At 61.5% G+C, this 24,119-nt stretch carries 24 protein-coding genes; 10 read left to right on the forward strand and 14 right to left on the reverse strand.

The annotated features are described in order from the left end of the window. Window positions 1-4: 4 nt before the first annotated feature. On the reverse strand, window positions 5-952 hold the full coding sequence (gene cpaB, locus KL786_RS22640) for a Flp pilus assembly protein CpaB (RefSeq protein ID WP_215519021.1): 948 nt from the start codon (window positions 950-952) through the stop codon (window positions 5-7). Between the two features lie 329 nt (window positions 953-1,281). Here cpaB and KL786_RS22645 point away from each other — a divergent pair, with 329 nt between their 5' ends. Genes KL786_RS22645 through KL786_RS22655 form a run of 3 tightly spaced genes read left to right on the forward strand, consistent with a single transcriptional unit; the run spans window position 1,282 to window position 2,151 of the window. After that, window positions 1,282-1,470 (forward strand): Flp family type IVb pilin, encoded by a 189-nt coding sequence (locus KL786_RS22645; protein ID WP_215519022.1) that lies wholly within the window; start codon window positions 1,282-1,284, stop codon window positions 1,468-1,470. A gap of 55 nt (window positions 1,471-1,525) precedes the next feature. Then, window positions 1,526-1,918: a response regulator gene (locus tag KL786_RS22650; RefSeq protein WP_215519023.1), complete on the forward strand. Its 393-nt coding sequence runs from the start codon at window positions 1,526-1,528 to the stop codon at window positions 1,916-1,918. Between the two features lie 44 nt (window positions 1,919-1,962). Next, entirely contained in the window at window positions 1,963-2,151 is a 189-nt protein-coding gene (locus KL786_RS22655) for a Flp family type IVb pilin (RefSeq protein WP_032859783.1), read from the forward strand. Window positions 2,152-2,365: 214 nt separating this feature from the next. Here the strand turns inward: KL786_RS22655 and KL786_RS22660 are convergent, their stop codons facing one another. From KL786_RS22660 to KL786_RS22675, 4 genes are all read right to left on the reverse strand, one after another. Further along, window positions 2,366-4,048, reverse strand: a complete 1,683-nt coding sequence (locus tag KL786_RS22660) for a ShlB/FhaC/HecB family hemolysin secretion/activation protein (protein ID WP_215519024.1) — start codon at window positions 4,046-4,048, stop codon at window positions 2,366-2,368. A gap of 188 nt (window positions 4,049-4,236) precedes the next feature. After that, window positions 4,237-5,859 carry a collagen-like triple helix repeat-containing protein gene (locus KL786_RS22665; RefSeq protein ID WP_215519025.1) on the reverse strand — a complete coding sequence of 541 codons (1,623 nt, stop codon included), beginning with the start codon at window positions 5,857-5,859 and terminating at the stop codon, window positions 4,237-4,239. A 312-nt stretch (window positions 5,860-6,171) separates the two neighbouring features. Next, a complete protein-coding gene (locus tag KL786_RS22670; RefSeq protein WP_215519026.1) occupies window positions 6,172-7,020 on the reverse strand; it encodes a MaoC family dehydratase in 849 nt (282 codons plus the stop codon). Window positions 7,021-7,022: 2 nt separating this feature from the next. Beyond that, entirely contained in the window at window positions 7,023-8,375 is a 1,353-nt protein-coding gene (locus KL786_RS22675; RefSeq protein ID WP_215519027.1) for a 3-oxoacyl-ACP reductase, read from the reverse strand. Window positions 8,376-8,481: 106 nt separating this feature from the next. Between KL786_RS22675 and KL786_RS22680 the strand changes: the two genes are divergently transcribed. Continuing rightward, window positions 8,482-9,759, forward strand: a complete 1,278-nt coding sequence (locus tag KL786_RS22680; RefSeq protein WP_215519028.1) for an acetyl-CoA C-acetyltransferase — start codon at window positions 8,482-8,484, stop codon at window positions 9,757-9,759. A gap of 174 nt (window positions 9,760-9,933) precedes the next feature. Continuing rightward, window positions 9,934-10,830 carry a PA4780 family RIO1-like protein kinase gene (locus KL786_RS22685; protein ID WP_215519029.1) on the forward strand — a complete coding sequence of 299 codons (897 nt, stop codon included), beginning with the start codon at window positions 9,934-9,936 and terminating at the stop codon, window positions 10,828-10,830. Between the two features lie 71 nt (window positions 10,831-10,901). Here the strand turns inward: KL786_RS22685 and cueR are convergent, their stop codons facing one another. The 3 genes from cueR to KL786_RS22700 form a co-directional block, all read right to left on the reverse strand. Further along, window positions 10,902-11,303, reverse strand: coding sequence for a Cu(I)-responsive transcriptional regulator (gene cueR / locus KL786_RS22690; RefSeq protein ID WP_215519030.1), 402 nt, complete (start codon window positions 11,301-11,303; stop codon window positions 10,902-10,904). After that, on the reverse strand, window positions 11,300-13,501 hold the full coding sequence (locus KL786_RS22695) for a heavy metal translocating P-type ATPase (RefSeq protein WP_215519031.1): 2,202 nt from the start codon (window positions 13,499-13,501) through the stop codon (window positions 11,300-11,302). Before KL786_RS22695 ends, cueR begins: the two co-directional genes overlap by 4 nt. A gap of 223 nt (window positions 13,502-13,724) precedes the next feature. After that, window positions 13,725-14,105 (reverse strand): hypothetical protein, encoded by a 381-nt coding sequence (locus KL786_RS22700; RefSeq protein WP_215519032.1) that lies wholly within the window; start codon window positions 14,103-14,105, stop codon window positions 13,725-13,727. A gap of 147 nt (window positions 14,106-14,252) precedes the next feature. Here KL786_RS22700 and KL786_RS22705 point away from each other — a divergent pair, with 147 nt between their 5' ends. Together KL786_RS22705 and KL786_RS22710 are read left to right on the forward strand one after the other, a co-directional pair. Beyond that, entirely contained in the window at window positions 14,253-14,450 is a 198-nt protein-coding gene (locus KL786_RS22705) for a heavy-metal-associated domain-containing protein (protein WP_029297565.1), read from the forward strand. Between the two features lie 86 nt (window positions 14,451-14,536). Continuing rightward, window positions 14,537-15,730: a multidrug effflux MFS transporter gene (locus KL786_RS22710; RefSeq protein WP_215519033.1), complete on the forward strand. Its 1,194-nt coding sequence runs from the start codon at window positions 14,537-14,539 to the stop codon at window positions 15,728-15,730. A gap of 8 nt (window positions 15,731-15,738) precedes the next feature. Here the strand turns inward: KL786_RS22710 and KL786_RS22715 are convergent, their stop codons facing one another. Continuing rightward, complete coding sequence (locus tag KL786_RS22715; RefSeq protein WP_032859764.1) at window positions 15,739-15,918, reverse strand: hypothetical protein; 180 nt, start codon at window positions 15,916-15,918, stop codon at window positions 15,739-15,741. 149 nt (window positions 15,919-16,067) lie between these two features. After that, window positions 16,068-17,081: a zinc-binding alcohol dehydrogenase family protein gene (locus tag KL786_RS22720; protein WP_215519034.1), complete on the reverse strand. Its 1,014-nt coding sequence runs from the start codon at window positions 17,079-17,081 to the stop codon at window positions 16,068-16,070. Between the two features lie 122 nt (window positions 17,082-17,203). Here KL786_RS22720 and vimR point away from each other — a divergent pair, with 122 nt between their 5' ends. Together vimR and KL786_RS22730 are read left to right on the forward strand one after the other, a co-directional pair. Further along, window positions 17,204-18,133, forward strand: a complete 930-nt coding sequence (gene vimR, locus KL786_RS22725) for a transcription regulator VimR (RefSeq protein WP_090292898.1) — start codon at window positions 17,204-17,206, stop codon at window positions 18,131-18,133. Between the two features lie 134 nt (window positions 18,134-18,267). Continuing rightward, complete coding sequence (locus KL786_RS22730) at window positions 18,268-18,966, forward strand: ArsR/SmtB family transcription factor (RefSeq protein ID WP_215519035.1); 699 nt, start codon at window positions 18,268-18,270, stop codon at window positions 18,964-18,966. A gap of 103 nt (window positions 18,967-19,069) precedes the next feature. Here the strand turns inward: KL786_RS22730 and KL786_RS22735 are convergent, their stop codons facing one another. Next, complete coding sequence (locus KL786_RS22735; RefSeq protein WP_032859755.1) at window positions 19,070-20,023, reverse strand: adenosine deaminase; 954 nt, start codon at window positions 20,021-20,023, stop codon at window positions 19,070-19,072. A 194-nt stretch (window positions 20,024-20,217) separates the two neighbouring features. On the opposite strand from KL786_RS22735, the gene KL786_RS22740 reads away from it, so the two are divergent. Further along, complete coding sequence (locus KL786_RS22740) at window positions 20,218-21,306, forward strand: calcium:cation antiporter (protein ID WP_215519036.1); 1,089 nt, start codon at window positions 20,218-20,220, stop codon at window positions 21,304-21,306. On the opposite strand, the gene KL786_RS22745 is transcribed toward KL786_RS22740, so the two are convergent. The 3 genes from KL786_RS22745 to KL786_RS22755 all read right to left on the reverse strand — a co-directional run bounded on the left by KL786_RS22745 (window position 21,307) and on the right by KL786_RS22755 (window position 24,116). After that, window positions 21,307-22,662: an 8-oxoguanine deaminase gene (locus tag KL786_RS22745; protein WP_215519037.1), complete on the reverse strand. Its 1,356-nt coding sequence runs from the start codon at window positions 22,660-22,662 to the stop codon at window positions 21,307-21,309. It abuts the gene before it with no gap. A gap of 139 nt (window positions 22,663-22,801) precedes the next feature. Then, window positions 22,802-23,488 (reverse strand): SDR family oxidoreductase, encoded by a 687-nt coding sequence (locus KL786_RS22750; protein ID WP_032859750.1) that lies wholly within the window; start codon window positions 23,486-23,488, stop codon window positions 22,802-22,804. 46 nt (window positions 23,489-23,534) lie between these two features. Next, window positions 23,535-24,116: an IMPACT family protein gene (locus tag KL786_RS22755; RefSeq protein WP_032859747.1), complete on the reverse strand. Its 582-nt coding sequence runs from the start codon at window positions 24,114-24,116 to the stop codon at window positions 23,535-23,537. Window positions 24,117-24,119 lie beyond the last annotated feature (3 nt).

Here is a 24,119-nt window from a genome sequence, read left to right on the forward strand (position 1 = left end):
TCAATCAGGGATTTTGTTGGGTCGCTTGGTTACCGCGTATGACCTCGATGCCGGAGCGCCTGGATTCGTTGGCGGCCCCGGCCTGGGCGACTCTTTTCGGCGCAGCGACCATGGCGAGCTGGGTGAACTGGTACAGATCGCGATTGGCGCTTTGCAGATTGGCCGACGCCTCGTTATCCCCGGCCCAGTACTGGCTCAGCAACTGTTCATCGGCACTGCGTACGGCCAGGCGCAAGGCGCCGACGCTGGTGGCCAGCATCAGGCGGCTCATCAACTGTTCCGGCACCGCCAACACCACGGTGCGTGGCGGGTTTGCCTGGCGTTGTACCTGACGGGCTTTTTCTTCATCGGTGGTGGGCGGCGCCACGGCGGGCTTGCCATCGTTGGTCGGGCCGAGGTTATCGCCCACGCTGAGCAGGCGCAGGGCCGGCACGATGATCTGGGACGTGGGTTCAGGGTTAGCGCCTTCCGAGCGCAGGAACAGCAGCACATCCACATAATCACCTGGGCTCAACTGGCCAGCCGCGCCGATGACCTCATCGACGGCCACTGCCAGGGCGCGCTCGTCAGGGCGAATCATGCGGGCCAGCGGGCCACCGGCATTGAAGCTTGCATCATCCAGCCAGGTGCCGGCACTCAGGGCTCTCAAGGGGGTGCGGCCGATGGCCTGGTCGAGGCTGGTCAAACTACCGGCGGGTGCGGTGCGCAGTCTTTCCAGGGTCAGGTCAGTAGCGGTGAGGGCAACATACGGAGGCACATCATGGGCCAGGACCACTACCGATTGGCGGGTCTGGTCTTCGACGGCGGCGACGGTTTTTTCCACAGAAACGCCAGATGGCGCAGGCTCGGCAGCCGGCTCAGGCGGACGACTCAGCACCAGTCCCCAATAGCCCGCGAACAGCGCGCCGATTAATAACAACCCGGCCAAGATCATGCTGACACGACTGTTCATGAAGGCTCTCCCTTTCCTGTTGCACTACGCGCCCGTCTTTCCCAACGAGTTGATTTCGCAACCAGGCAGCTATGAACATCTAACGATTTCGTTATTTGAAGGTAGCCGAGCTAGGACAAAATGCCATTACCGACCATGATTTATTTTGGAACTATCGACATGCGCCCTGAAAACACGGGTTTATGGCGCCAGTTTTACGACTAATACTTTGTGATTAATCAGTTCTTACAGTTGTTGAGGTGGGGTTTGTTGACAATGCTCTAGTGGCACGCAGCAATCACCGTGCAGCACTGCGAGATCTGCGCACGTAAGCGCAAAGGAGAAGTCATATGTTCCTTACCTTCATGATGAAGCTCTACGTCCAACTCCAACTGTTCTTTCACTGCAAGGAAGGCGCCACAGCGATTGAGTATGTGATCCTCGTGGCCGTTATTGCCCTTGTCGTGCTGGCAGCGGGGAAATTGCTTGGGCCTCAGATCGCGGCCATGTTCGCTAAAGTCGGGGCAGCCCTGACCTGATTGGTAGCAGTGCTTTGAGCAAACCCATCAGTGATTGTTTCGCAAGGTATTGCTCATGAATGCCGTTGTTGCGAGCCGCCAGCAGATCCTGCTGGTGGATGACGAAGAAGATGCCCTCGTAGAACTGGCGGAGTCGCTGGAAAACGAGGGCTTCGTTTGTTTCTGCGCCACCTCCGTCACGGATGCGTTGCAGGAACTGACCCTGCATCCTGATATCGGGCTGGTCATCACTGACCTGCGCATGCCTGAGGAAAGCGGTATTTCCCTGATCAAGCGCTTGCGTGAGCACACCTCACGCCAGCATTTGCCCGTGATTGTCATGTCCGGCCATGCTGAAATGGATGATGTCAGTGACATGTTGCGGTTGCAGGTTTTGGACCTGTTTCGCAAACCCATCTACCTGAATCGATTGATCGAGACTCTAAACACTCTGTTTCCCAGGGCGTAGGGAGCAGTTGGCCAGTCCGTAGCGCCCAGTTGAGGAGATATTCTATGTTGCTTGCCTTGCTGATGAGGATTTGTGCGTGGTCGATGCTGTTCTTGCGCCGGCGGGAGGGTGCGACGGCTATCGAATATGTGATTTTGATTGTGGTGATTGCGTTGGTGGTGCTGGCGGCCGGGAAGTTGCTGGGGCCGCAGATCACTACGTTCTTTGGCAAGGTGGGGGATGCTCTGACCTGAGTTAACGGGGCGCCCAAGATCAAAAGCAGGGCAATAAAACCAAAGTGCGAAGCTGCTTACCTGTGGGAGCGGGGTGGCTCGCGATGGCGTCAGTTAGAGCGCCGCAGAGTGTCAGATACCCAACGTCACCGTTAACGACCATCGCGAGCAAGCTCGCTCCTACAAAGGGAGCGCGCTTGGTCTTAGGCTCCCCCCTCAAAAAATCCAAGTCCCCCTACAGTTGATAGCTAAAACTCAACGTATACCGCGGCCGCCGGTTAAAACTGTCCAACGCCATATCCGACATCGGCTTGGCCGCCTCCAACGCAATGTTGTAATACTTGGCATCGCCAAAACGCAGGCCGACGGCCGCAGAAGACATATCGTTGCCCTTCACCGGCAGGTTGTTGAACCAGGCCTTGGCACGGTCGAGCACGATGTAAGGCTGCACGATCCTGACCCAGTCTCCCGCCCGGTTGTAGCTGTAGTTGACCTCGTAGGCCACGCCCCAGCCCTTGTCACCCGAGCCCTGGTCATCGGGATAACCGCGCCCGAAGTTCTGCCCGCCGAATACCGCACGTTCGCTGTCGGGCAGGGTGTCGTCGCTCCAGTACAGCGCCGCCGAAAGAACGCCTTGCCAGTTGTCGAAGAACTTGTTGCTCTGCACCCCGGACAGGCGCAGGCGGAAGAAGTCCAGGTCCGACTTTATTCCTTCCAGGTCACTGCGCGTATTGGCACCCAGGCCGTCGATACCTTGGTACAGGCCGGCACTGAGGATGCGCAGTTGGCGGTTGTCGGCTTTACGCCAATCCCCTTCGAAGGCCAGCGCCCGCAGGTCGGTTTCCACATCGAAGCGTTGCGGGTAACCGACCAGTTGATAGCGGGTCTTGTCGTTTACCCCGTAGAAGCGTGTACCCAGGGTCAGCGACTCGCTGGGCGAGGCGATCAGCGGATGGCTCAGGCCGATGGAGAAGCGGTCGTTCTCCCGATGCGGCTTGAGCGAGAAGCCGCCGTCCAGGCGGATGTGGGTGCTCGGGTCGCTGCGATAGCGCGCGCCATACAGGCTCAGTTGCGTGCCTTCGGCATTGATGAACTGGCTGTAGTCGAGGCGGTAGTAATGCTCTTTGTCCTCCCCCGGCGGGAACAGCCCGCTGAGGCTCACTTGTTCGCCCATCGAGGTGTGGGAATTGCTGGTGCCGGCGATCAAGGCTTGCAGGCCGCCGCGACTGTCGTCGGTCATGCTCATGCTGCTGGTAAACGGCTTGCGGCTGGCCTGGATATTCATATGCGCGGCACCATCGGTGGTGCCCGGTGGCGGTACCTGCGCTTGCAGGGTGACGCCGGGAATACGCCCCATCAACGTGGTGTAGCGTTCGAAGGTCTTGCGGGTCAGTGGGCGTTCGGCCAGGAGCTTTTGTGCCAGTTTGTCGACGTAGGCCGAGACCGAGCCAATGTCGCCTTGCACCTGGTAGTCCTTGATATAACCCTCGACCAACACCACGCGCACCAGGCCCTGTTCGAAGCGCTGGTCGGGCAGGAAGGCGTAGGACAACAGGTAACCATCCTGTTGATAACGTCGGGTGATGCTGCGGGTGGCTTCGATCAGTTGCGCGAGGTTGGTTTCGTGGCCAATCAACGGCTCGAACACCTGGGCGACCTCCTGGAGCGGGTACACCGTGCCGCCGTCGATCTGCAGCTTGCGGATGGTGACCTTGGTGTCCATCAGCAACGGTTGGGCTTGTGCGGCCGGGGTCTGCGGCAGTTGGGTCTGTGGGGTCACCGGGCGGTAGGCGTCGGCCGGCAGGTTGGGCACGGGGAGGTTGCGGATGGTGTCGTTGCTGTTGAGGAAGCTGGGTAGGGTCTCGGCGTGGACGTAAGCGCTGAGGGTGAGCAATAACAACGGCGTCAAAACGCGCATAGGACACTCCATGGTCAAAACTGCAGCAGCATTTCGCTGGTTTCCGCCGGGCTCTGGGGCGCGGTTCGGGGGCTTTCACTGGCCGACTGACAGCCAATAAAAAAGACGAGAGATCCATTGGAGTCTCTCGTCTCAACCAAGCGTAGGCGCTGTAGGGGAGGCCGTCTAATGGGCCAGGTGCAATTCTCTTATTTACCGGTCAGGCCGTTGAGCAGACCGCCGACGCCTACGGTGCCGCTGGTGCTGCCAGTGGCGGTGGCGCCGATGTTCAAGTTGCCGAGCAGACCGCCCGTGGTACCCGTGCCGCCGGTGACTGCGCCGCCCAGCGAGGTGACAACCCCACCGACTGTGTTGACGGTTTGCCCCAGGGTATTGGTGATGGGGTTGGCATTGGTGGCCGTGATGCTGGTGCCGATACTGCTGACGGCCCCGCCTACTTGAGTCACCAGGCCGTTGACCGGTGCACCGATGCCGGTGGTGGTACCGATATTTTGGGTCAGGCTGCTGACACCCGAAGTCACAGGGTTCAGCGCGGCGCCCACATTGCTGGCCAGGCCTGCAACCGGTGCGGTGGCCGCTGTGTTGGCGACGCCGTTGCCACCGATCACTGTGCCAAGCGAAGCCACTGTGTTACCCAGTGCACCGCCTGCCACACCACCCGCACTGACGGTGCCGTTGGTGTTGCCAGCATTCAGCCCGTTGCCGACGTTGGCCACCAGGCCACCTACCAGTTCAGGCAGGCCGGATGCCGGGGCGCTGCCACTGCCAGTCCCGGCAGAAGGCGAAACCAGGCCACCGGAAGTACCTGCTACTGCACCTACACCGCCGAGCACACTGCCCACGATGCCAGTGACAGGGTTGCCAGTACCACCAGCACCAGACACTTGGCCACTCAGGCCGGTGACGGTTGAGCCGACTTTATCCAGCAGGCCATTGACCGGGGCACCCAGGCCGGTGGCTTTACCGAGATTGCCCGTGGTGTTTTCAACCAGCGAGACCACCGGCACCAGTACTTTGCCGCCCAGGGTGTTGGTGACCGATCCCAGGGGACCCGTGGTGCTGGCAGTGCTCAAGGTGTCGCCGAGCATGGTGACGGCCTGGCCCACCTTGTCTACTACGCCTCCGACAGTACCGCCGACACCACCGGTAAGGCCGCCGACGACGGGGATGCCACCCAAGGTGGTGGACAACGATTTGCCGGTGGTCGAAACACCACCGCCCAGATCGGCGACAGCGTTGCCCACACCGGCCACGGTAATGCCCAGGGAGTTGCTGTTAGTACCCAGGGAACCCAGGCCATCCGTCAAGCCATCGCTGACGCTGCCTACCGCCGTGCCGACGCTGGTCACCAAGCCACCGGCTGTAGTGCCGACGACGGGAACGCCGCCCACGGTTGTGCCGATGCCACCGATAGCTGTGCCTACGTTGCCGAGGGTGTCGCCCAGGTTGGCTGCGATTTGACCGGTTACCAAGGGGCTGGTGGTTGAGCCGGTGCCGCCACCTGTGCCGCCGCCGGTTCCGCCACCTGTGCCACCGCCAGTACCGCCGCCGGTTCCGCCACCTGTGCCACCGTCAGTACCGCCACCTGTGCCACCGCCAGTACCGCCGCCGTCACCACCACCTGTGCCACCGCCGGTTCCGCCACCGTCACCACCACCCGTACCACCACCGGTCCCGGCGCCAGCATCAGGGGAGGAGGATGCAACGCTGCTCTTGTGACCGCCACCACCACTGCTGCAGCCACCCAGGCTCATCGCCAGGATAAGGGCCAATGCAGTACTTGCTTTCCACAACACGACTTGAGTTTTCATGATGAGTTCCTTAGCACCTGGTACAGCCTTTGTTGGTTTCGCAAGTTCGCCCGTTCTTCGGCGGGCAATACATGCGTCCGTTGTGGCTATAACAGTCCTCGGCACTCTTTATCGCAACGCTCAACTTGGTATTAACGATTTATATACAGGCGCGTAAGTGCGTCTTGGTGATTAATACCAAGGGTATATGTAGAGGTTTTTGGTTTGAGGTGATGTTATGTAAAACAATCACTTGGATAAGTTAGCGGGCTATCGATAGCCCGCTATAACTTAGGTTGTATATATACAATTAATCAGGAAATTGCCGCTGTTTCAGGCAATCGGCTGCCACTTTCCGAGCATATGTTCGATATCGCCACTGCCCTTGAGTTGCAACTCGCCACTGGAACCGGGGGCACTGGTCAACAAGATGACTTCGCCAGGCAGCCGTACCGGTTTCTTGAACTCAACGTAGAGCTCGATATTCGCCGAGGGCAGATGTTCATGCAGGGCCGCCACGGTACGTGCCTTGTTCCACAGCCCGTGGGCGATGGCCTGGGGGAAACCGAACAGCTTGGCGGTGAGGGCGCTCAAGTGGATCGGGTTGTAGTCACCGGATACCCGGGCGTACCGCCGACCGATGTCGGACGGTGCCTGCCAGCGGGTCAGCTCGTTGACCGTATTGGGCGCTGGCAGGGATTGTTCTGGCGCTTCACCATCGAGTTTCACCCCGCGACAGAGCATTCGACTTTCGCCCTCCCACAACAAACCCAGGGAGTCCTCGACGGTGGTGATCAGGTCAAAGGTCGCGCCCTTGGCATGGGGTTGCAGGTTGCGCGTATGCACACTGACTCGCACGTCGCTGACCCCGCCCATGGGGCGAAATACGCGGATACGGTTGCTCAAGTGCACCATCCCCAGCAGCGGGAAGGGGAATTCCCGCGCCGTCAGCAACTGCAACTGCAGGCCGAACGCCAGGATGTGTGGATAAGTCGCCGGCAGCATCGGGCTCTCGGCAAACCCGCAGACCTTGCGATAGGCCGCTACCGCCTCGGGATTGACCTGCACCCGGCAGTGCAGCCCTGAAGTGGGCAACGTGGTGCCGGTGATCTTGCGCTTGAGCGCGGCGCGCCAATACAGCGGCGGCAGCGCCGGGCTGCGGGGTAATGTGTGCCACAGCATAGTTACGCTCCCAACAGGCTTTGCCCGCATACGCGCAGCGCCTGGCCACTGACTGCACCTGACCCCGGTTGGCCCAGCCAGGCCACGGCTTCGGCCACATCTTGTGGCAAGCCACCCTGGCCCAGCGAGCTCATGCGTCGCCCGGCTTCACGCAAGGCAAAGGGAATGTGCGCGGTCATCTGGGTCTCGATAAAACCTGGAGCCACCGCGTTGATGCTGATGCCCCGTTGCGCCAGCAGCGGCGCCCAGGCCTGGGCCAGGCCGATCAGCCCGGCCTTGCTCGCGGCGTAGTTGGTTTGCCCGCGATTGCCGGCGATGCCGCTGATCGAGGCCAGCAACACCACGCGGCCGTTGTCGTGCAGGGTGCCGCTGTCGAGCAGGGCCTTGGTCAGCACTTGCGGGGCATTGAGGTTGACCGCCAATACCGCGTCCCAGTATTCCGGGGTCATGTTGGCCAGGGTCTTGTCGCGGGTGATGCCGGCGTTGTGCACCACGATGTCGATGCCGTTCGGCAACTGCTCGATCAACTGCGTGGCGGCGTCATCGGCGCAAATGTCCAGGGCAATGCCGCGCCCGCCCAACCGAGCGGCGAGGGCGTCGAGATCGGCCTTGGCTTGGGGCACATCCAGCAACACAATCTCGGCACCGTCGCGGGCCAGGGTTTCGGCAATCGAAGCACCGATACCTCGGGCGGCGCCGGTCACCAGGGCCTTGAGCCCGGCCAGTGGGCGGGTCCAATCATGCACCTGGGTCGGGCAGGCGTTCAGGCGCAGCACTTGGCCGCTGATATAGGCGCTTTTGGGTGACAGGAAAAACCGTAGCGCACCTTCCAACTGATCCTCGGCGCCTTCTGCGACATACAGCAATTGCAAGGTGCCGCCGTTGCGCAGCTCCTTGGCCAGCGACCGGCTGAACCCTTCGAGCGCGCGCTGGGCACTGGCGGCAAACGGTTCGCTGAGGCTTTCCGGGGCGCGGCCGAGAATCACCAGGTGCGCGCTGTGATCGAGATTTTTCAGCAGCGGCTGGAAGAACTCGCGCAGTTGCTTGAGTTGGTCGGTGTGCTGCAAATGGCTGGCATCGAACAGCACCGCCTTGAGCTTGGGACCATGCCCGGGGATCCACGGCGTGCCCTTGAGCGGTTCGGGGCCGTAGCTGTAGATGGCCTCGGTGAGTTTATTGGCAAACCCCAACACCTGGGCTGCCAGTGGGCCGCCGCCCAATAGCAGGGCGCCTTCCACCGGGCGCAGGCGTCCGGCTTGCCAGCGCTCCAGGCGTACCGGGGACGGCAGGCCAATGGCCGAGACCACGCGGTGGCCAAGGCTTGAGTTGGCGAAGTCGATATAACGGTCAGACATGGAACGCTCTCCGGCTGCTGGGGTTCAAAGGGTGGACCATCAATAGGTGACAGTCGTTCCTAGTCTAGGCTCAGGATTGCACCTACCACCTAACAGGGAGCTTTCCATGACTCAGTTGCGCCGTGTCGCGATCATTGGCGGTAATCGTATCCCCTTCGCCCGTTCCAATGGCCCCTATGCCACGGCGAGTAACCAGGCCATGTTGACGGCGGCCCTGGAAGGCTTGATCGAGCGCTACAACCTGCACGGCTTGCGCATGGGTGAAGTGGCCGCAGGCGCGGTGCTCAAGCATTCGCGGGACTTCAACCTGACCCGCGAATGCGTGCTGGGCTCGCGCCTGTCGCCACAAACCCCGGCCTATGACATTCAACAGGCCTGCGGCACCGGGCTGGAAGCGGCGCTACTGGTGGCTAACAAGATTGCCCTGGGGCAGATCGAATGCGGGATCGCCGGCGGGGTCGATACCACTTCCGACGCGCCCATCGGGGTGAATGAGGGCCTGCGTAAAATCTTGCTGCAAGCCAATCGCAGCAAATCCATGACGGATAAATTAAAAGTCCTGTTACAACTTCGCCCGCATCACCTCAAGCCGGAACTGCCGCGCAATGGTGAACCGCGTACTGGCCTGTCCATGGGCCAGCATTGCGAACTGATGGCGCAGACCTGGCAGATCCCCCGCGCCGAGCAGGACCAACTGGCCTTGGAAAGCCATCAGAAAATGGCCGCGTCCTACGCCGAGGGCTGGCACAACGATTTGCTCACGCCGTTCCTGGGCCTGACCCGTGACAACAACCTGCGCCCGGACCTGACCCTGGAAAAACTCGCCAGCCTCAAACCGGCTTTTGAACGCAGTGAAAAGGGCACCCTGACCGCCGGCAACTCCACGCCGCTGACCGATGGCGCGTCCCTGGTATTGCTGGGCAGCGAAGCCTGGGCCAAGGAACGTGGCCTGCCGATTCTCGCCTACCTGCGTGATGGCGAAGCGGCGGCGGTGGATTTCGTCAACGGTGCCGAAGGGCTGTTGATGGCGCCGGTATATGCCGTACCCCGTTTGCTGGCGCGCAATGGCCTGACGCTGCAGGATTTTGACTACTACGAAATTCACGAAGCCTTCGCCGCCCAAGTGTTGTGCACACTCAAGGCCTGGGAAGATGCCGATTACTGCAAGACCCGCCTGGGCCTGGACGCGCCGTTGGGTTCCATCGACCGCAGTCGTCTTAACGTCAAGGGCAGCTCCTTGGCCGCCGGGCACCCATTTGCCGCCACCGGTGGGCGTATTGTCGCCAACCTGGCCAAGCTGCTGGACGCCGCCGGCAAGGGGCGCGGGCTGATTTCGATCTGTGCGGCGGGCGGGCAGGGCGTGACGGCGATCATTGAGCGCTGATCTCGGCTATCATCCGAACGCCTTGAGCAATAGCGGCTTTGTCGGATTAATCTGGCATATTGGATGCATTCTTTAGCAGATCAAGGCTCGTTACCCTCTCCCCGCTGTGCGAGGATTGCCGTATAACGAGTGCCATACGCGTGTTTGGTAATAAAGGACCCACAATAAAAGCTGATGAAGACTCCTAAACGCATTGAACCCCTGATCGAGGACGGTCTGGTCGACGAAGTGCTGCGCCCACTCATGAGTGGTAAAGAAGCAGCTGTTTATGTGGTGCGCTGCGGCAACGAACTACGTTGCGCCAAGGTCTACAAGGAGGCGAATAAACGAAGTTTTCGTCAGGCGGCCGAATACCAGGAGGGCCGCAAGGTCCGCAACAGCCGGCAGGCCCGGGCCATGGCCAAGGGCTCCAAGTTCGGCAAGAAAGAAACCGAAGACGCCTGGCAGAACGCTGAAGTGGCGGCGCTGTTTCGCCTGGCCGGTGCGGGTGTTCGCGTGCCGCAGCCCTACGACTTCCTTGAAGGCGTGTTGCTGATGGAGTTGGTGGCCGATGAATACGGTGACGCGGCGCCACGCCTGAACGACGTGGTCCTGGAACCGGATCAGGCCCGTGAGTATCACGCGTTCCTGATCTCGCAGATCGTGCTGATGCTGTGTACCGGTCTGGTGCACGGTGACCTTTCCGAGTTCAACGTACTGCTGACGCCGACGGGCCCGGTGATCATCGACTTGCCTCAGGCGGTGGATGCGGCGGGTAACAACCACGCATTCAGCATGCTGGAGCGGGACGTGGGCAACATGGCTTCGTATTTCGGGCGGTTTGCCCCCGAATTGAAGGCCACCAAGTACGCCAAGGAAATGTGGGCGCTGTACGAAGCCGGCACCTTGCATCCGGCCAGTGTGTTGACTGGCGAGTTCGACGAGCCGGAAGAATTGGCGGATGTCGGCGGCGTGATGCGTGAGATCGAAGCGGCGCGGCTTGACGAAGAGCGGCGCCAGGCGATCCGTGCGGCGGATGATGCACCACCGGGCAAACCGGCGGAAGAACCGCCGCCACCTTGGATGCAGTGATCTGATAACAAAAAATCCGGCCCGGCCGGATTTTTTGTACCTCTGTAGGAGCCGGCAAGCCGGCTCCTACATCACTTGCAACAGCTGCCTGACGCCAACTCCTTGAGAATCGGACAATCGGGCCGGTGATCACCCTGGCAGTGCTCCACCAGGTCCTGCAACGTATCGCGCAACTGCCCCAGTTCGCGGATCTTCTGATTCAACTCCTCGATATGCTGGCGAGCCAACGCCTTGACGTCGGCACTGGCCCGTTGCCGGTCCTGCCACAGCTCCAGCAGCTTGCCGACTTCTGCCAGTGAAAACCCCAAGTCCCGCGAGCGCTTGATAAACGCCAGGGTGTGCAGGTCGTCGGCGCTATACAGGCGATAGCCACTGTCGCTGCGATGAGCCGGCTTGAGCAGGTTGATGGATTCGTAATAGCGAATCATCTTCGCGCTCAAGCCGCTTTGCCGGGCTGCCTGGCCGATGTTCATGAGCGGTGATCCTCCAGATCCTTGGGTTTCCAGGTTTTCAACAGCAGTGCGTTGCTGACCACGCTGACGCTGGACAGAGCCATGGCGGCGCCGGCCAACACCGGATTGAGCAGGCCGAATACGGCCAGCGGAATGCCGATCAAGTTATACACAAAGGCCCAGAACAGATTCTGCCGGATTTTTGCGTAGGTCTTGCGGCTGATTTCCAGGGCTGCCGGCACCAGGCGTGGGTCGCCACGCATCAGCGTGATACCCGCCGCGTGCATCGCCACGTCGGTACCGCCACCCATGGCGATGCCGATATCCGCAGCGGCCAGGGCCGGGGCATCGTTGATGCCGTCGCCGACCATGGCCACCACGCCGGTCTTTTTCAGCTCGGCGACGGTGGCGGCTTTGTCGGCGGGCAACACTTCGGCGTGCACATCATCGATGCCCAGCGCTTGTGCCACCACGCGGGCGCTGCCGCGGTTGTCACCGGTCAGCAAGTGGCTGCTGATGTGCCGCGCCTTGAGCTGTTGCACGGCTTGCAGGGCACCGTCCTTGAGGGTGTCGCCAAAGGCAAACAGGCCCAGCACCCGAGGTTCTGGGCTTTGCTCGATCAACCAGGACAAGGTGCGGCCTTCAGCTTCCCAGGCACTGGCGTTGGCGGCCAGGTCACCCGGCTTCAAGCCGGTCTCATCGAGCAGGCGCCGATTGCCCAGGGCCAGTTGCCGACCGTCCAGGGTGCCGGCAATGCCGCGCCCGGTCAGGGATTGGCTGGCGCTGACATCGGCAACCGGCAGGCCTTGATCATTGCAGGCGTCCAGTACCGCCTTGGCCAATGGGTGTTCGCTACCGCGTTGCAGGGCGCCGGCCTGTTGCAGCAACAGTGCTTCGTTGCCATCCACTGCACTGAGATGGGCGATTTTGGGGGCGCCGGAGGTGAGGGTGCCGGTCTTGTCGAACACTACCGCGCTGACTTCGTGGGCGCGCTCCAGGGCTTCGGCGTCCTTGATCAAAATCCCGTGGCGGGCCGCGACACCGGTGCCGGCCATGATTGCGGTCGGCGTGGCCAGGCCCAATGCGCAAGGGCAGGCAATCACCAGCACCGCGACGGCATTGATCAATGCGGTTTCCAGCGGCGCACCATACAACCACCAGCCAATCAGGGTGGCGAGGGCGATCACCAGCACGGTCGGCACAAACACCTGGCTGACTTTATCCACCAGTTTCTGGATCGGCGCCTTGGCCGCCTGGGCGTCTTCGACCAGGCGAATGATCCGCGCCAGCACGCTTTCTGCGCCGAGGGCCAGGGTGCGTACCAGCAGACGGCCTTCACCGTTGATCGCGCCGCCGGTGACTTTATCCCCCGGTTGTTTTGGCACTGGCAGGCTTTCCCCGGTGATCAAGGCTTCGTCGGCATGGCTTTGGCCTTCGACCACCTCGCCATCTACCGGGAAACGCTCGCCGGGCTTGACCAGCACCAGATCATTGAGGCGCAGGGCGCTGATCGCGACCTCTTGCTCGCGGCCATCGATCACCTGAATCGCCCGCTCCGGCCGCAAGGCCTCCAGGGCGCGGATGGCGCTGGCGGTCTGGCGTTTGGCGCGGCTTTCCATGTATTTGCCAAGCAGCACCAGGGCGATCACCACCGCCGAGGCTTCGAAGTACAAGTGCGGCTCGACGCCAGCCGGCGCGCTGAGCCATTGGTAGATACTCAGGCCATAGCCGGCGCTGGTGCCGATGGCCACCAGCAGGTCCATGTTGCCCGCGCCGGCGCGCACGGCTTTCCAGGCGGCGACATAGAAGCGCGCACCAAAGATGAACTGCACGGGGGTGGCGAGCAGGAATTGCACCCAGGCCGGCAGCATCCAGTGCAGGCCGAAGGGTTGCACCAGCATCGGCAGGACCAGCGGCAACGCTAGCGCAATGGCCATCACCAGCGACCAGCGTTCGCGTTTCAGGCGCTGTTCCTGGCTGGCTTGGGTGGCGGTTTCGCTTTGCGGCAGGGTGGCGGTGTAGCCGGCTTTTTCCACGGCGGCGATCAGCACGGCGGGGTCCATCTGGCCCGCCACCTCGACGTGGGCCCGTTCATTGGCCAGGTTGACGCTGACGTTTTGCACGCCGGGCACCTTGTTCAGGGCGCGTTCGACCCGCCCGACGCAACTGGCGCAGGTCATGCCGCTGATCGGCAGGTCGAAGGTGGTGGATCCATTCATGGGGCGTTCCTCCAGGAAAAGTTGCCTGTAGGATCAACCTTGACCTGATAGGAAGGTCAAGCCCCTTAATTCACGGCAAGCCCTGATGTTGTTTTTCTGTAGGAGCGAGCTTGCTCGCGAAAAACTGGAGAGCGCCGCGTTCATCCAGGATGCACGCATTATCGTTGACGTTCTTCGCGAGCAAGCTCGCTCCTACAGAAAGCGGCATTGAGATAAGTTCGCGTCAGTAGCCCAGCTTGGCGGCCTTGAGGTACATGCCGTCGGCGCCCTGGGCAATGCGCAACTTGCGCACGTCGCCGGCTTTGAGCGTGATCTCCTGGGCCTTGGGCGCCAGAAGACCCGGCAGGCATCCGGGAACCTGGCCCGGCAGCAATTTGAGACGCAGCGAGACCTTGCCTTCCGGGAAGTTGAACGAGGTGGATTGTTCCTGGAACAGCCGCCCGGCCAACTGGTCATTGACGTACAGGCCGACCTCACAGTTGGTCAGTACTTCCAGGCGCTCCCTGGAAATGATCAGCACCGCATAGTCCTCGGCGGCACTGGCCTGGGGGACAGCGGCGAACAGGCTCAACAGGCTGACAAGGCCAAAAAACGACCAGCGCATGGTGAATTCTCCGGGTTTCAAATCGTGGATGGTTGCAGCTTGGCCGACGCCGCCAGGGAATACCAGCCCGGCGCTTGTTTTCAGTGCTTGACCTTGCCATCGTGGCAAGGATGAGACTGGGTGCAACCTCACTCAAGGAGTCATGTCATGCAAATATTCAGCGTTGAAGGAATGACCTGCGGCCACTGCGTCCGGGCCGTGACCCAAGCGGTACAAGCGAAGGATCCGGCCGCCAGTGTGAATGTGAATCTGGCCGCCAAGGAAGTCGGTGTGGAAAGTCGTTTATCGCCGGACGAAGTGATCAGCCTGATCAGCGAAGAAGGCTACAGCGCCAAGCTCGCCTGATTATTTAATAGGTAGCGAGCTAACGTAATGTTCAAGGCACCCAAGCGCGGCTAGACTGTCGGGCTGCCGACTCTACCGGGTGCCTGATGAACCTTCGCATAATCCTTATTCTTGGGGCCTTGAGCGCATTTGCGCCGCTGGCCATCGATTTTTACCTGCCGGGCTTCCCGGCCATGGCGGTGGCGTTCGGCACCGACGAAAAACATATCCAGCTGACCCTGGCCGTGTATTTCACGGGTCTTGCGATCGGCCAGTTGATCTATGGGCCGCTGGCGGATCGTTTCGGGCGGCGCATCCCGCTGTTGAGCGGTGTCACCTTGTTTACCGTGGCCTCCCTGGCGTGCGCCTATGCGCCGTCCCTGGAATGGCTGATCGGTGCGCGCTTCGTCCAGGCCCTCGGCGGGTGTGCGGGCATGGTGATTTCCCGCGCGGTGGTCAGCGACAAGTGCGACGCGGTGGGCTCGGCCAAGGTCTTTTCGCAGTTGATGCTGGTGGTCGGGCTGGCACCGATACTGGCGCCGATGCTCGGTGGGGTGATGGTCAGCCTGTGGGGCTGGCAGTCGATTTTCCTCGCGTTGACGGTATTCAGCGTCGGCGCTGGCGTGGCGGTGGCTGTCGGTTTGCCGGAGAGTTTTCCGGCCCATCAGCCTCGGCAGCCACTGTCCGGGGCGTTGCGCCAATACGGGCGGCTGCTGGCTGATCGGGTGTACCTGGGGTATGCCGTGACCGGTGGTATCGCAATTGGCGGGATGTTCGCCTACATCGCCGGCTCACCTTTCGTATTTATCAAGCTCTACGGCGTGCCGGCCGAGCACTATGGGTGGCTGTTCGGCACCAATGCCGCAGGCTTTATCCTGGTGGCCCAGGTCAACGCGCGGCTGCTGTCCAAGCGCGGTCCGGCGTTTCTGCTGACCCGTACGGTGTGGGTCTACCTCGCGGCAGCGCTGTCGCTGCTGGCGGTCAGTGCCTTGCATACCGAAGCATTGTGGCCGCTGCTGGTGCCGCTGTTCCTGTGCATCGCCAGCCTGGGTTGCATCATGCCCAATACTTCGGCGTGCGCCATGAACGGGCAGGGCGCGCGGGCCGGCAGCGCGTCGGCACTGCTGGGCTGCATCCAGTTTGGCGTGGCTGCAGGTGCGGCATCGTTGGTCGGCGCACTGCACGACGGCACGGCCATGCCGATGTCGATCGTCATCAGCTTGTGTGGGATGTTGGCGGTAGTGGTGGCCATGTTGACCCAGCGCCTGCAACGGCAGCGAGCCTTGCAAGCGCAGGTCTGACCGCTTTTTCAGCCAGTAGCGCGCTGCTGGCTTTCGGGAAAACGATGGGGGGCCTGGATTCGGTTTTGCAGGGTGTTGGCGAAGGCGCGAGCCTCGGCTTCACTGCGGAAGGTAAAGGCGTCGTGGTCCAGGCGGACCTGCCATTTGTTGCCTTGGGATTTTGCTAACGCTTTTATCAGGATCTTCATTGCTGACTTCCTCACGTAAAAGATTGCGTGGCAAAGGCGGCCAATATAAACCCGAATACGCTCACAAATATGACAAGGATCAAGTCTCTGACTAGCGGTGCCGTCCGTTACCTACAGCGATAACGGATGACACTGACAGAGCCCGCGTCTTAGAAGCCTTCCAACACGATCTTGCCTTTGGCCTTGCCGCTTTCCAGCAAGGTATGGGCTCGGCGCAGGTTCGCCGCATTGATCACGCCGAAGTGTTCGCCCACCGTGGTTTTCAGGGTACCGGCGTCGATCAGCTCGGCGACCCGATTGAGCAGGTTGTGCTGCTCGATCATGTCGGCGGTCTCGAACATCGAGCGGGTGTACATGAACTCCCAGTGCAGCGACAGGCTCTTGCGCTTGAGCTTGGTCACATCCAGGGCCTTGGGATCGTCGATCAATGCCAGTTTGCCCTGGGGTGCGAGGGCTTCGACCAATTGGTCCAGGTGCTGGTCGGTCTGGGTCAGGCTGGCGACGTGAGTCACCTGTGGGTGGCCGGCGCGCTTGAGCTCTTCGCTCAGGGGCTGGCTGTGATCGACCACCAGGTCGGCCCCCAGGTCCTTGGCCCAGGCCTGTGTGTCCGGGCGTGAGGCGCTACCGATCACCTTGAGCGCGGTGAGCTGCGCAGCCAGTTGGGTGAGGATCGAGCCTACGCCGCCGGCAGCGCCGACAATCAGCAGGCTTTGGCCTTGATCGGCCTTGCCTTCAGCCACTTGCAGGCGTTCGAACAGCAGCTCCCAGGCGGTGATGGCGGTCAGCGGCAGGGCGGCGGCTTCGGCAAAACCCAGGCTTTTTGGCATATGGCCGACGATCCGTTCATCCACCGTGTGCAGTTCGCTGTTGCCGCCCGGGCGTGTCAGGGAGCCGGCGTAAAACACCTTGTCACCGGCCTTGAACAGCGTGACGTCGCTGCCGACCGCCTTGACCACGCCCGCCACATCCCAGCCCAGCACCTTGGCTGCACCGTTTTCCGGAGCGACGTTCTGGCGGATCTTGGTGTCCACCGGGTTGACCGAGATGGCTTTGACTTCCACCAGCAAGTCACGCGGGCCGGCCACTGGCTCAGGCAATTCGATGTCTTGCAGGGACTTGGGGTCGTTGATCGGCAATGCGGCGTAGTAGGCGATGGCTTTCATGGCGCGTTCCATAGAGGGGCGAATGTGATGGACAGATCATTAGCTATTTCTCTTGCAGATAAAACCCGCTAAAAGAGCACTCTCTTTCAACGGATTTTTGATAATTCCTCGGGGCGGTGGTCATGCTGCGTTTTGATGATTTGCAGTTGTTCGTGCGTGCGGCGGATTTGGGCAGTTTGTCTGCCGCCGCACGGGTCATGGATATGTCGGCGGCAGTGGCCAGTGCGGCGTTAAAACGCATCGAACAACAATTGGGCGTGCGCTTGCTGGCGCGTTCCACCCGCAGCCTGCGCCTGACCGCCGAGGGTGAAGGTTTTCTGCAGTACGCCCGCGGCGCCTTGAGCCAACTGGATGAGGGGCGGCGGTTGCTGGCCAGCGGCCAGGATCATGTCAGCGGTGTCCTGCAGTTGTCGGCGCCTTCGGACTTCGGACGCAATCTGTTGCTGCCCTGGCTCGACGAGTTTCAGCGTGAGCACCCGCAGTTGAACGTGCGCCTACTGCTGGGCGACCGGATCGCCGACCTGTTCCGCCAGCCGGTGGATATCGCCTTGCGCTACGGCGAACCCGAGGATTCGAGCCTGGTGGCCTTGCCGGTCGCGCCAGACAACCGCCGAGTGTTGTGCGCGGCGCCCAGCTACCTGGCCCGACATGGCGAGCCGCGCCATCTGGAGGAACTGGCCCAGCACAATTGCCTGCTGTTTATGCTCGGCAGCCGGGTGCACGACCATTGGAGCTTTCAGGATGCTAAACGGGAAATCAGCCTGACCGTCAGCGGCGACCGTTTCAGTGACGACGCTGATGTCGTGCGGCGCTGGGCCGTGGCTGGGGTGGGCATTGCCTACAAGTCCTGGCTGGATGTCAGCGCCGATGTGCTGGCCGGTCGCTTGCAGTTGCTCTTGCCGGAGCTGCTGGGTGAGCGCACACCGCTCAATCTGCTGTGCGCCCACCGTGCGCAATTGAGTAAGCCGATCAACCTCCTGCGTGAAATGCTCGTGGCACGTTGTGGGAAGTTGAGCGCGCAGTTGCCTGAACGACGGGGGACTACACAATAACCTCGGGAAATTCAGGAAATTTCAGGCAGTTGCTGTCGCTGATTTGGCTGTAAGACGCCACGGAATCTGCTGCTCACACACTTATACTTTTCGGCGAAATGGAGCAGACCAACGATTGAACAGGGAGTGAGTACATGGAACAGGCACCTTGCATCAGCCAGATCGCAACATTGTTGGCCGACCCCAAACGCACCGCGATGATCTGGGCGTTGATGGACGGCTCGGCCAAGCCCTCCGAGGAGTTGGCGATGTTGGCTGGGTTATCGGCTTCATCGGCCAATGCGCATTTGGCGCGGTTGGCGGCCGGTGGATTACTACGTATTGAAGCCCGTGGGCGTAAACGCTTTTTCCGCATGGCGGCAGCGGATGTGGGCGCAGCCGTCGATGCATTGGCCAGTACCACGATGGCCAGCGTGGCGCGCAGCGCACCCAGCCGGCCGGTGACTGCATTGCTGGCGCCGGCTTCGTTGCGTCAGGTACGGATATGCCACGATCATCTTGGGGGGGAAATGGCGGCAGCCCTCTATCAGCGCATGGTGCTGGCAAAGTGGATTGAACGCTTCGAACAGTGGCTCCATGTGACGCCCCTGGGTGCACGCCATTTGGCCGAGCATGGCATTTTCACCCAGGCCCTGGCCCAGCACAGTTTCTCGACAATGGCTTGCGATTGCTCTGACTGGAGCGAGCAGCAGCCGCACCTGGGCGGGGCGTTGGGGGCGGGATTGTTGCAGTTGTTCATGCAGTCGCGCTGGTTGAAGACGGTCAATGAGTCGAGCGCAGTGCAGCTCACTGAGACCGGGCGCCTGGAAATTGCCCGGATGGCGGCTTTGTAGGCGCGGGCTTGCCGGCGAGAAACTCAAAGACGCCGCGTTCATCCAGGATGCACGCATTATCGTTGACGCCTTTCGCGAGCAAGCTCGCTCCTACAGGGGCGACTCAGGGCTTGACCAGGCGTGCATCCAGGCTGTTTTGCGCCAGGCGGCGGGCCTGGTCCTGGGTCATGCCCAGCGAGGTGTGCAGTGCGTGGAAGTTCTCGGTGACATAACCGCCGAAATACGCCGGGTCATCGGAGTTCACGGTGACCTTCACCCCACGCTCCAGCATGTCGAGAATGTTGTGCTGGGCCATGTCGTCGAATACACACAGCTTGGTATTGGACAGAGGGCACACGGTCAGGGGGATTTGCTCGTCGATGATCCGCTGCATCAGGCGCTCGTCTTCGATGGCGCGCACGCCATGGTCGATACGCTGGATTTTCAGCAGGTCGAGGGCTTCCCAGATGTATTCCGGTGGGCCTTCTTCGCCAGCATGGGCGACGGTCAGGAAACCTTCGCCACGGGCGCGATCGAACACGCGCTGGAACTTGCTCGGTGGGTGGCCCATTTCCGAGCTGTCCAGGCCCACGGCTACAAACGCATCACGAAACGGCAGCGCCTGGTCGAGGGTTTTTTGCGCTTGCTCTTCGCTCAGGTGGCGCAGGAAGCTGAGGATCAGGCCGCTGGTGATACCCAATTGCTGCTCGCCGTCCTTGAGTGCGCTGGCGATGCCATTGAGCACCACTTCAAAGGGAATGCCACGGTCGGTGTGGGTCTGCGGGTCGAAGAACGGCTCGGTATGGATCACGTTCTGTGCCTTGCAACGCAGCAGGTAGGCCCAGGTCAGGTCGTAGAAATCCTGGGACGTGCGCAATACGTCGGCGCCCTTGTAATAGAGGTCGAGAAATTCCTGCAGGTTATTGAAGGCGTAGGCCTTGCGCAGGGTTTCGACGTCGTTCCACGGCAGTGCGATTTTGTTGCGTTCGGCCAGGGCGAACAGCAACTCGGGCTCCAGCGAACCCTCCAGGTGCAGGTGCAGTTCGGCCTTGGGCAGGGCGTTGAGCCAGTCGTACATGTGTGCGTTCTCATCAGGTGCAATGGCGACATTCTACAGGCCAGGGCGCAAATAATCGGTAAAACCTGACCGAGTGGTAAGCATTCTTCGTGCCTGCGGCAATGGAGGAATGAACTAAGGTGTAACGAAACGTTAGCGAAACGCCGCAGTCTGTACCCCATCACAGACTGATTCGCTGTTCGAAAAGGCCCGCAATGCTCACATCCCTCAAGCAAGAAAAATTCATGTGGCTGGCGCTGTTCGCCGCCATCGCGGCCTACCCGCTGGAACACTGGCTGCTGCACAGTGGGCAGGCCACGGCGCTGCTCGGTGGCCTGGTGCTGATCGGCTTTATCGTCATGGCTTCGATGCGCGTGGCCCACCACGCCGAACTGCTCGCCGAAAAAGTCGGCGATCCTTACGGCACGATGATCCTGACCCTCGCGGCGGTGCTGGTTGAAGTGGTGATCCTGGCGATCATGATGAGCAACGAGGCGTCACCGACCCTGGTGCGCGATACGATTTACTCGGCGGTGATGCTGGATATCAACGGCATTCTCGGCCTGGCCGCGCTGATGGGTGGCATCAAGCATGGCGAGCAGTCCTACAACGATGATTCGGCGCGGACCTACAGCGTGATGATCCTCACCGCCATGGGCGTATCCATGGTGGTGCCGGAATTTATCCCCGAGGCCGACTGGAAAATCTACTCGGCCTTCACCATTGGCGCGATGGTGGTGTTGTACGCCTTGTTCCTGCGCATGCAGGTGGGGCCACACAGTTACTTCTTCAGCTACAGCTATCCGGAAAAACGCCGTAAGCCGCTGCCGGAGGAACAGGCGTCGCCGGTCAACCTGACATTCTCCATCGCAACCCTGGTGTTTGGCGTGGTGGTCATTGGCGCATTGGCCGAAGTGATGTCCAAGACCCTGGACCTTGGTCTGGAGGGCACGGGCGCGCCGCCGGTGATTACGGCAATCCTGGTGGCGGCGATTTCTGCTGCGCCAGAGATTCTGACCGCGTTGCGTGCGGCATTGGCCAACCGCATGCAGTCAGTGGTCAACATCGCGCTGGGGGCTTCGTTGTCGACGGTGATTCTGACTGTGCCGGTGATGGAAGCGATGGCGCTGTACACCGGCCAGCCGTTTCAGATGGCGATGACACCGGTGCAAACAGTGATGGTGTTTATCACGCTGATTGTCAGCGCGATCAACCTCAACGATGGCGAAACCAACGCCATCGAAGGGATGACCCACTTTGTACTGTTTGCGACCTTTATCATGTTGTCGCTGTTGGGGTTGTAGTCAGCCGGCGATCAACTGCCGCGCCGCCTGGCTGTGATCGGCGATCAGGCCCTTGAGGTCCATGCCCTCGATTTGCCCGTCGATCACCCGCCACTTGCCGCCCACCATCACCCGGTCCGCGCGGTCGGCGCCGCATAACAGCAGTGCCGAAATCGGATCGTGGCTGCCAGAGAAGCGCAGCTCATCGAGTTTGAACAACGCCAGGTCAGCTTGTTTGCCCACGGCCAACTCGCCGATGTCGCTGCGGCCGAGCAGTTGCGCAGAGCCTTTGGTGGCCCAGCCCAGCACGCCTTCAGGGGTGATTTTTTCTGCCCCGTAGCGCAGGCGCTGGATATACAGGGCCTGGCGTGCTTCGAGGATCATATTGGAGGCATCGTTGGAGGCCGAGCCATCCACGCCCAGGCCAATCGGCGCGCCGGCGGCGATCAGGTCCAGGGTCGGGCAGATGCCGGAGGCCAGGCGCATGTTCGAGCTTGGGCAGTGGCAAATCCCGGTGCCGGCTGCGCCCAGGCGGGCGATTTCATCGGGGTTGAAGTGAATGCCATGGGCCAGCCAGGTACGTGGGCCGAGCCAGCCGACGCTGTCCAGATAGTCCACGGTGCGCAGGCCGAAGCGTTGCAGGCAGAAGTCTTCTTCGTCGAGGGTTTCGGCCAGGTGGGTGTGCAGGCGTACATCGAGCTGGTTGGCCAGTTCGGCGCTGGCGCTCATGATTTCGGGGGTGACCGAGAACGGCGAGCAGGGCGCCAGGGCAATCTGGATTTGCGCGCCGTCGCCGCGCTCGTGGTAGCGCTGGATCAGGCGCTGGCTGTCTTCGAGGATCACTTCACCTTGCTGCACGGTCTGCTGTGGTGGCAGCCCGCCGTCAGCTTCGCCCAGGCTCATGGAACCGCGCGTGAGCATGGCGCGCATGCCCAGTTCGCGCACGCTGTCGACTTGCACGTCGATCGCATTTTCCAGGCCGTCGGGGAACAGGTAGTGGTGATCGGCGGCGGTGGTGCAGCCCGAGAGCAGTAATTCTGCCAGGGCAACCTTGCTGGCCAGCGCGAGTTTTTCCGGTGTCAGGCGGGCCCAGACCGGGTACAGGGTTTTCAGCCAGGGGAACAAAGGCTGGTTGACCACCGGCGCCCAGGCACGGGTCAGGGTCTGGTAGAAGTGATGGTGGGTGTTGATCAGGCCGGGAAGGATCACATGCTCGCGGGCATCGAAGGTTTGTTCGCAGGCGATGCTCGGTTGTTGGCCGAGGGCGAGCACTTCGACGATCACGCCGTCTTGCAGCACCAGGCCGCCACGGGCGTCCAGGGCATTGGCAGTGAAGATCGCGAGAGGGTTTTTTAACCAGATACGGGTCGCAGGCATTGGCCGGCTCCTCTGAATGATGGGTTCAGGTTTGCCAGCTCAGTGTTGCCCTGTCTGCTGATCCAGGGTCGCCGGTAAGGGCGAGGAGGGCAGTCTACGTGGAGTGAGCGGTGGGGTCTATCCACCGCTCATCTGCTGGTTACCAGGGAATGGTCTCGCCCTTGTAGTTGACGAAGTGATGGCCACCCTTGCCGGTGTAGGCGTTCACTTGGGCAATCAGGCCGCGCACGCTGGTCTCCACATCCAGGTCGGCACCTTCGCCGCCCATGTCGGTCTTGACCCAGCCCGGGTGCAGCGACAACACCGTCAGCTTCTGCTCGCCCAATTGCGTCACAAAACTGTTGGTCATGGAGTTCAGCGCGGCCTTGCTGGCTTTGTACAGTGCCAGGTCTGGCGCATCGGGCATGGTCACGCTGCCCAGCACCGAGCTCATGAATGCCAGCACGCCGCTGCCCTGGCGAATCTGCGGGGCAAAGCGCTGGGCGAGGTTGATCGGTGCCACGGCATTGGTGAAAAACAGCTGGCCGACTTCAGCCAGGGTCGCGTGGCCCGGGGTCTGGTTGGCCGGGCCTTTGACGCCGGCATTGACGAACAGCAGGTCAAAGGTGCGGTCCTTGAGGCGCTGGCTCAGGGCGATCACGGCTTGCTGGTCGTCCATGTCGAGTTTTTCGATCTGGACCGGGCCCACGGCTTTCAGGGCATCGGCCTTGCCCGGATCACGCACGGTGGCGGTCACGTCCCAGCCGTCCTGGAGCAATTGCTTGACCAGGCCAAGGCCCAGCCCGCGCGAGGCGCCGATGATCAATGCGGTTTTTGGCGTAGACATGAAGGCTTCCTTTGGCGTCGAGGTTCAGTGAACAACATTATCAGGTTCAACGTTGCAGCAGGATTCGCCCGCGGCTCAGGTCGGCCAACTGCGTTTGCAGGGTGTCGATATGGGCTTCGCCGAGTGCCAATTGCAGCTCAACACCGTTGGCGGTGAAGGTTTCTTCCAGCACCAGGCCGCCCAGTTCGGCGACGCGCAGCTTGACCAGGGTCAGTTCGGCGAAGCCGCAGGCGCAGCTCAAGGGCACGCGGCTGATCAGTTCGACCCGTTCGGCGTTTTGCAGGCATTTATTGGCGCCACCGCCATAGGCACGGGCCAGGCCACCGGTGCCTAGCTGGATGCCGCCGTACCAACGGACCACCAGCACCACGACCTGATCAAAGCCCTGGGCCTCGATGGCGGCCAGGATCGGGCGCCCGGCGGTGCCGCCGGGTTCGCCGTCATCGTTGCTGCGGTACTGCCCGCCCAGTTTCCAGGCCCAGCAGTTGTGCGTGGCGTTGAGGTCGCTGTGCTGCTCGATAAACGCCTGGGCGTCTTGCGGGCTGGTAATCGGTGCGGCAAAGGTGATGAAGCGGCTTTTGCGGATTTCTTCGCGAAATTCACAAAAGCCCGTAAGGGTGAAAGGCATCGG

Source organism: Pseudomonas sp. TAE6080 (assembly GCF_018732265.1).
Taxonomy (GTDB): domain Bacteria; phylum Pseudomonadota; class Gammaproteobacteria; order Pseudomonadales; family Pseudomonadaceae; genus Aquipseudomonas; species Aquipseudomonas brenneri.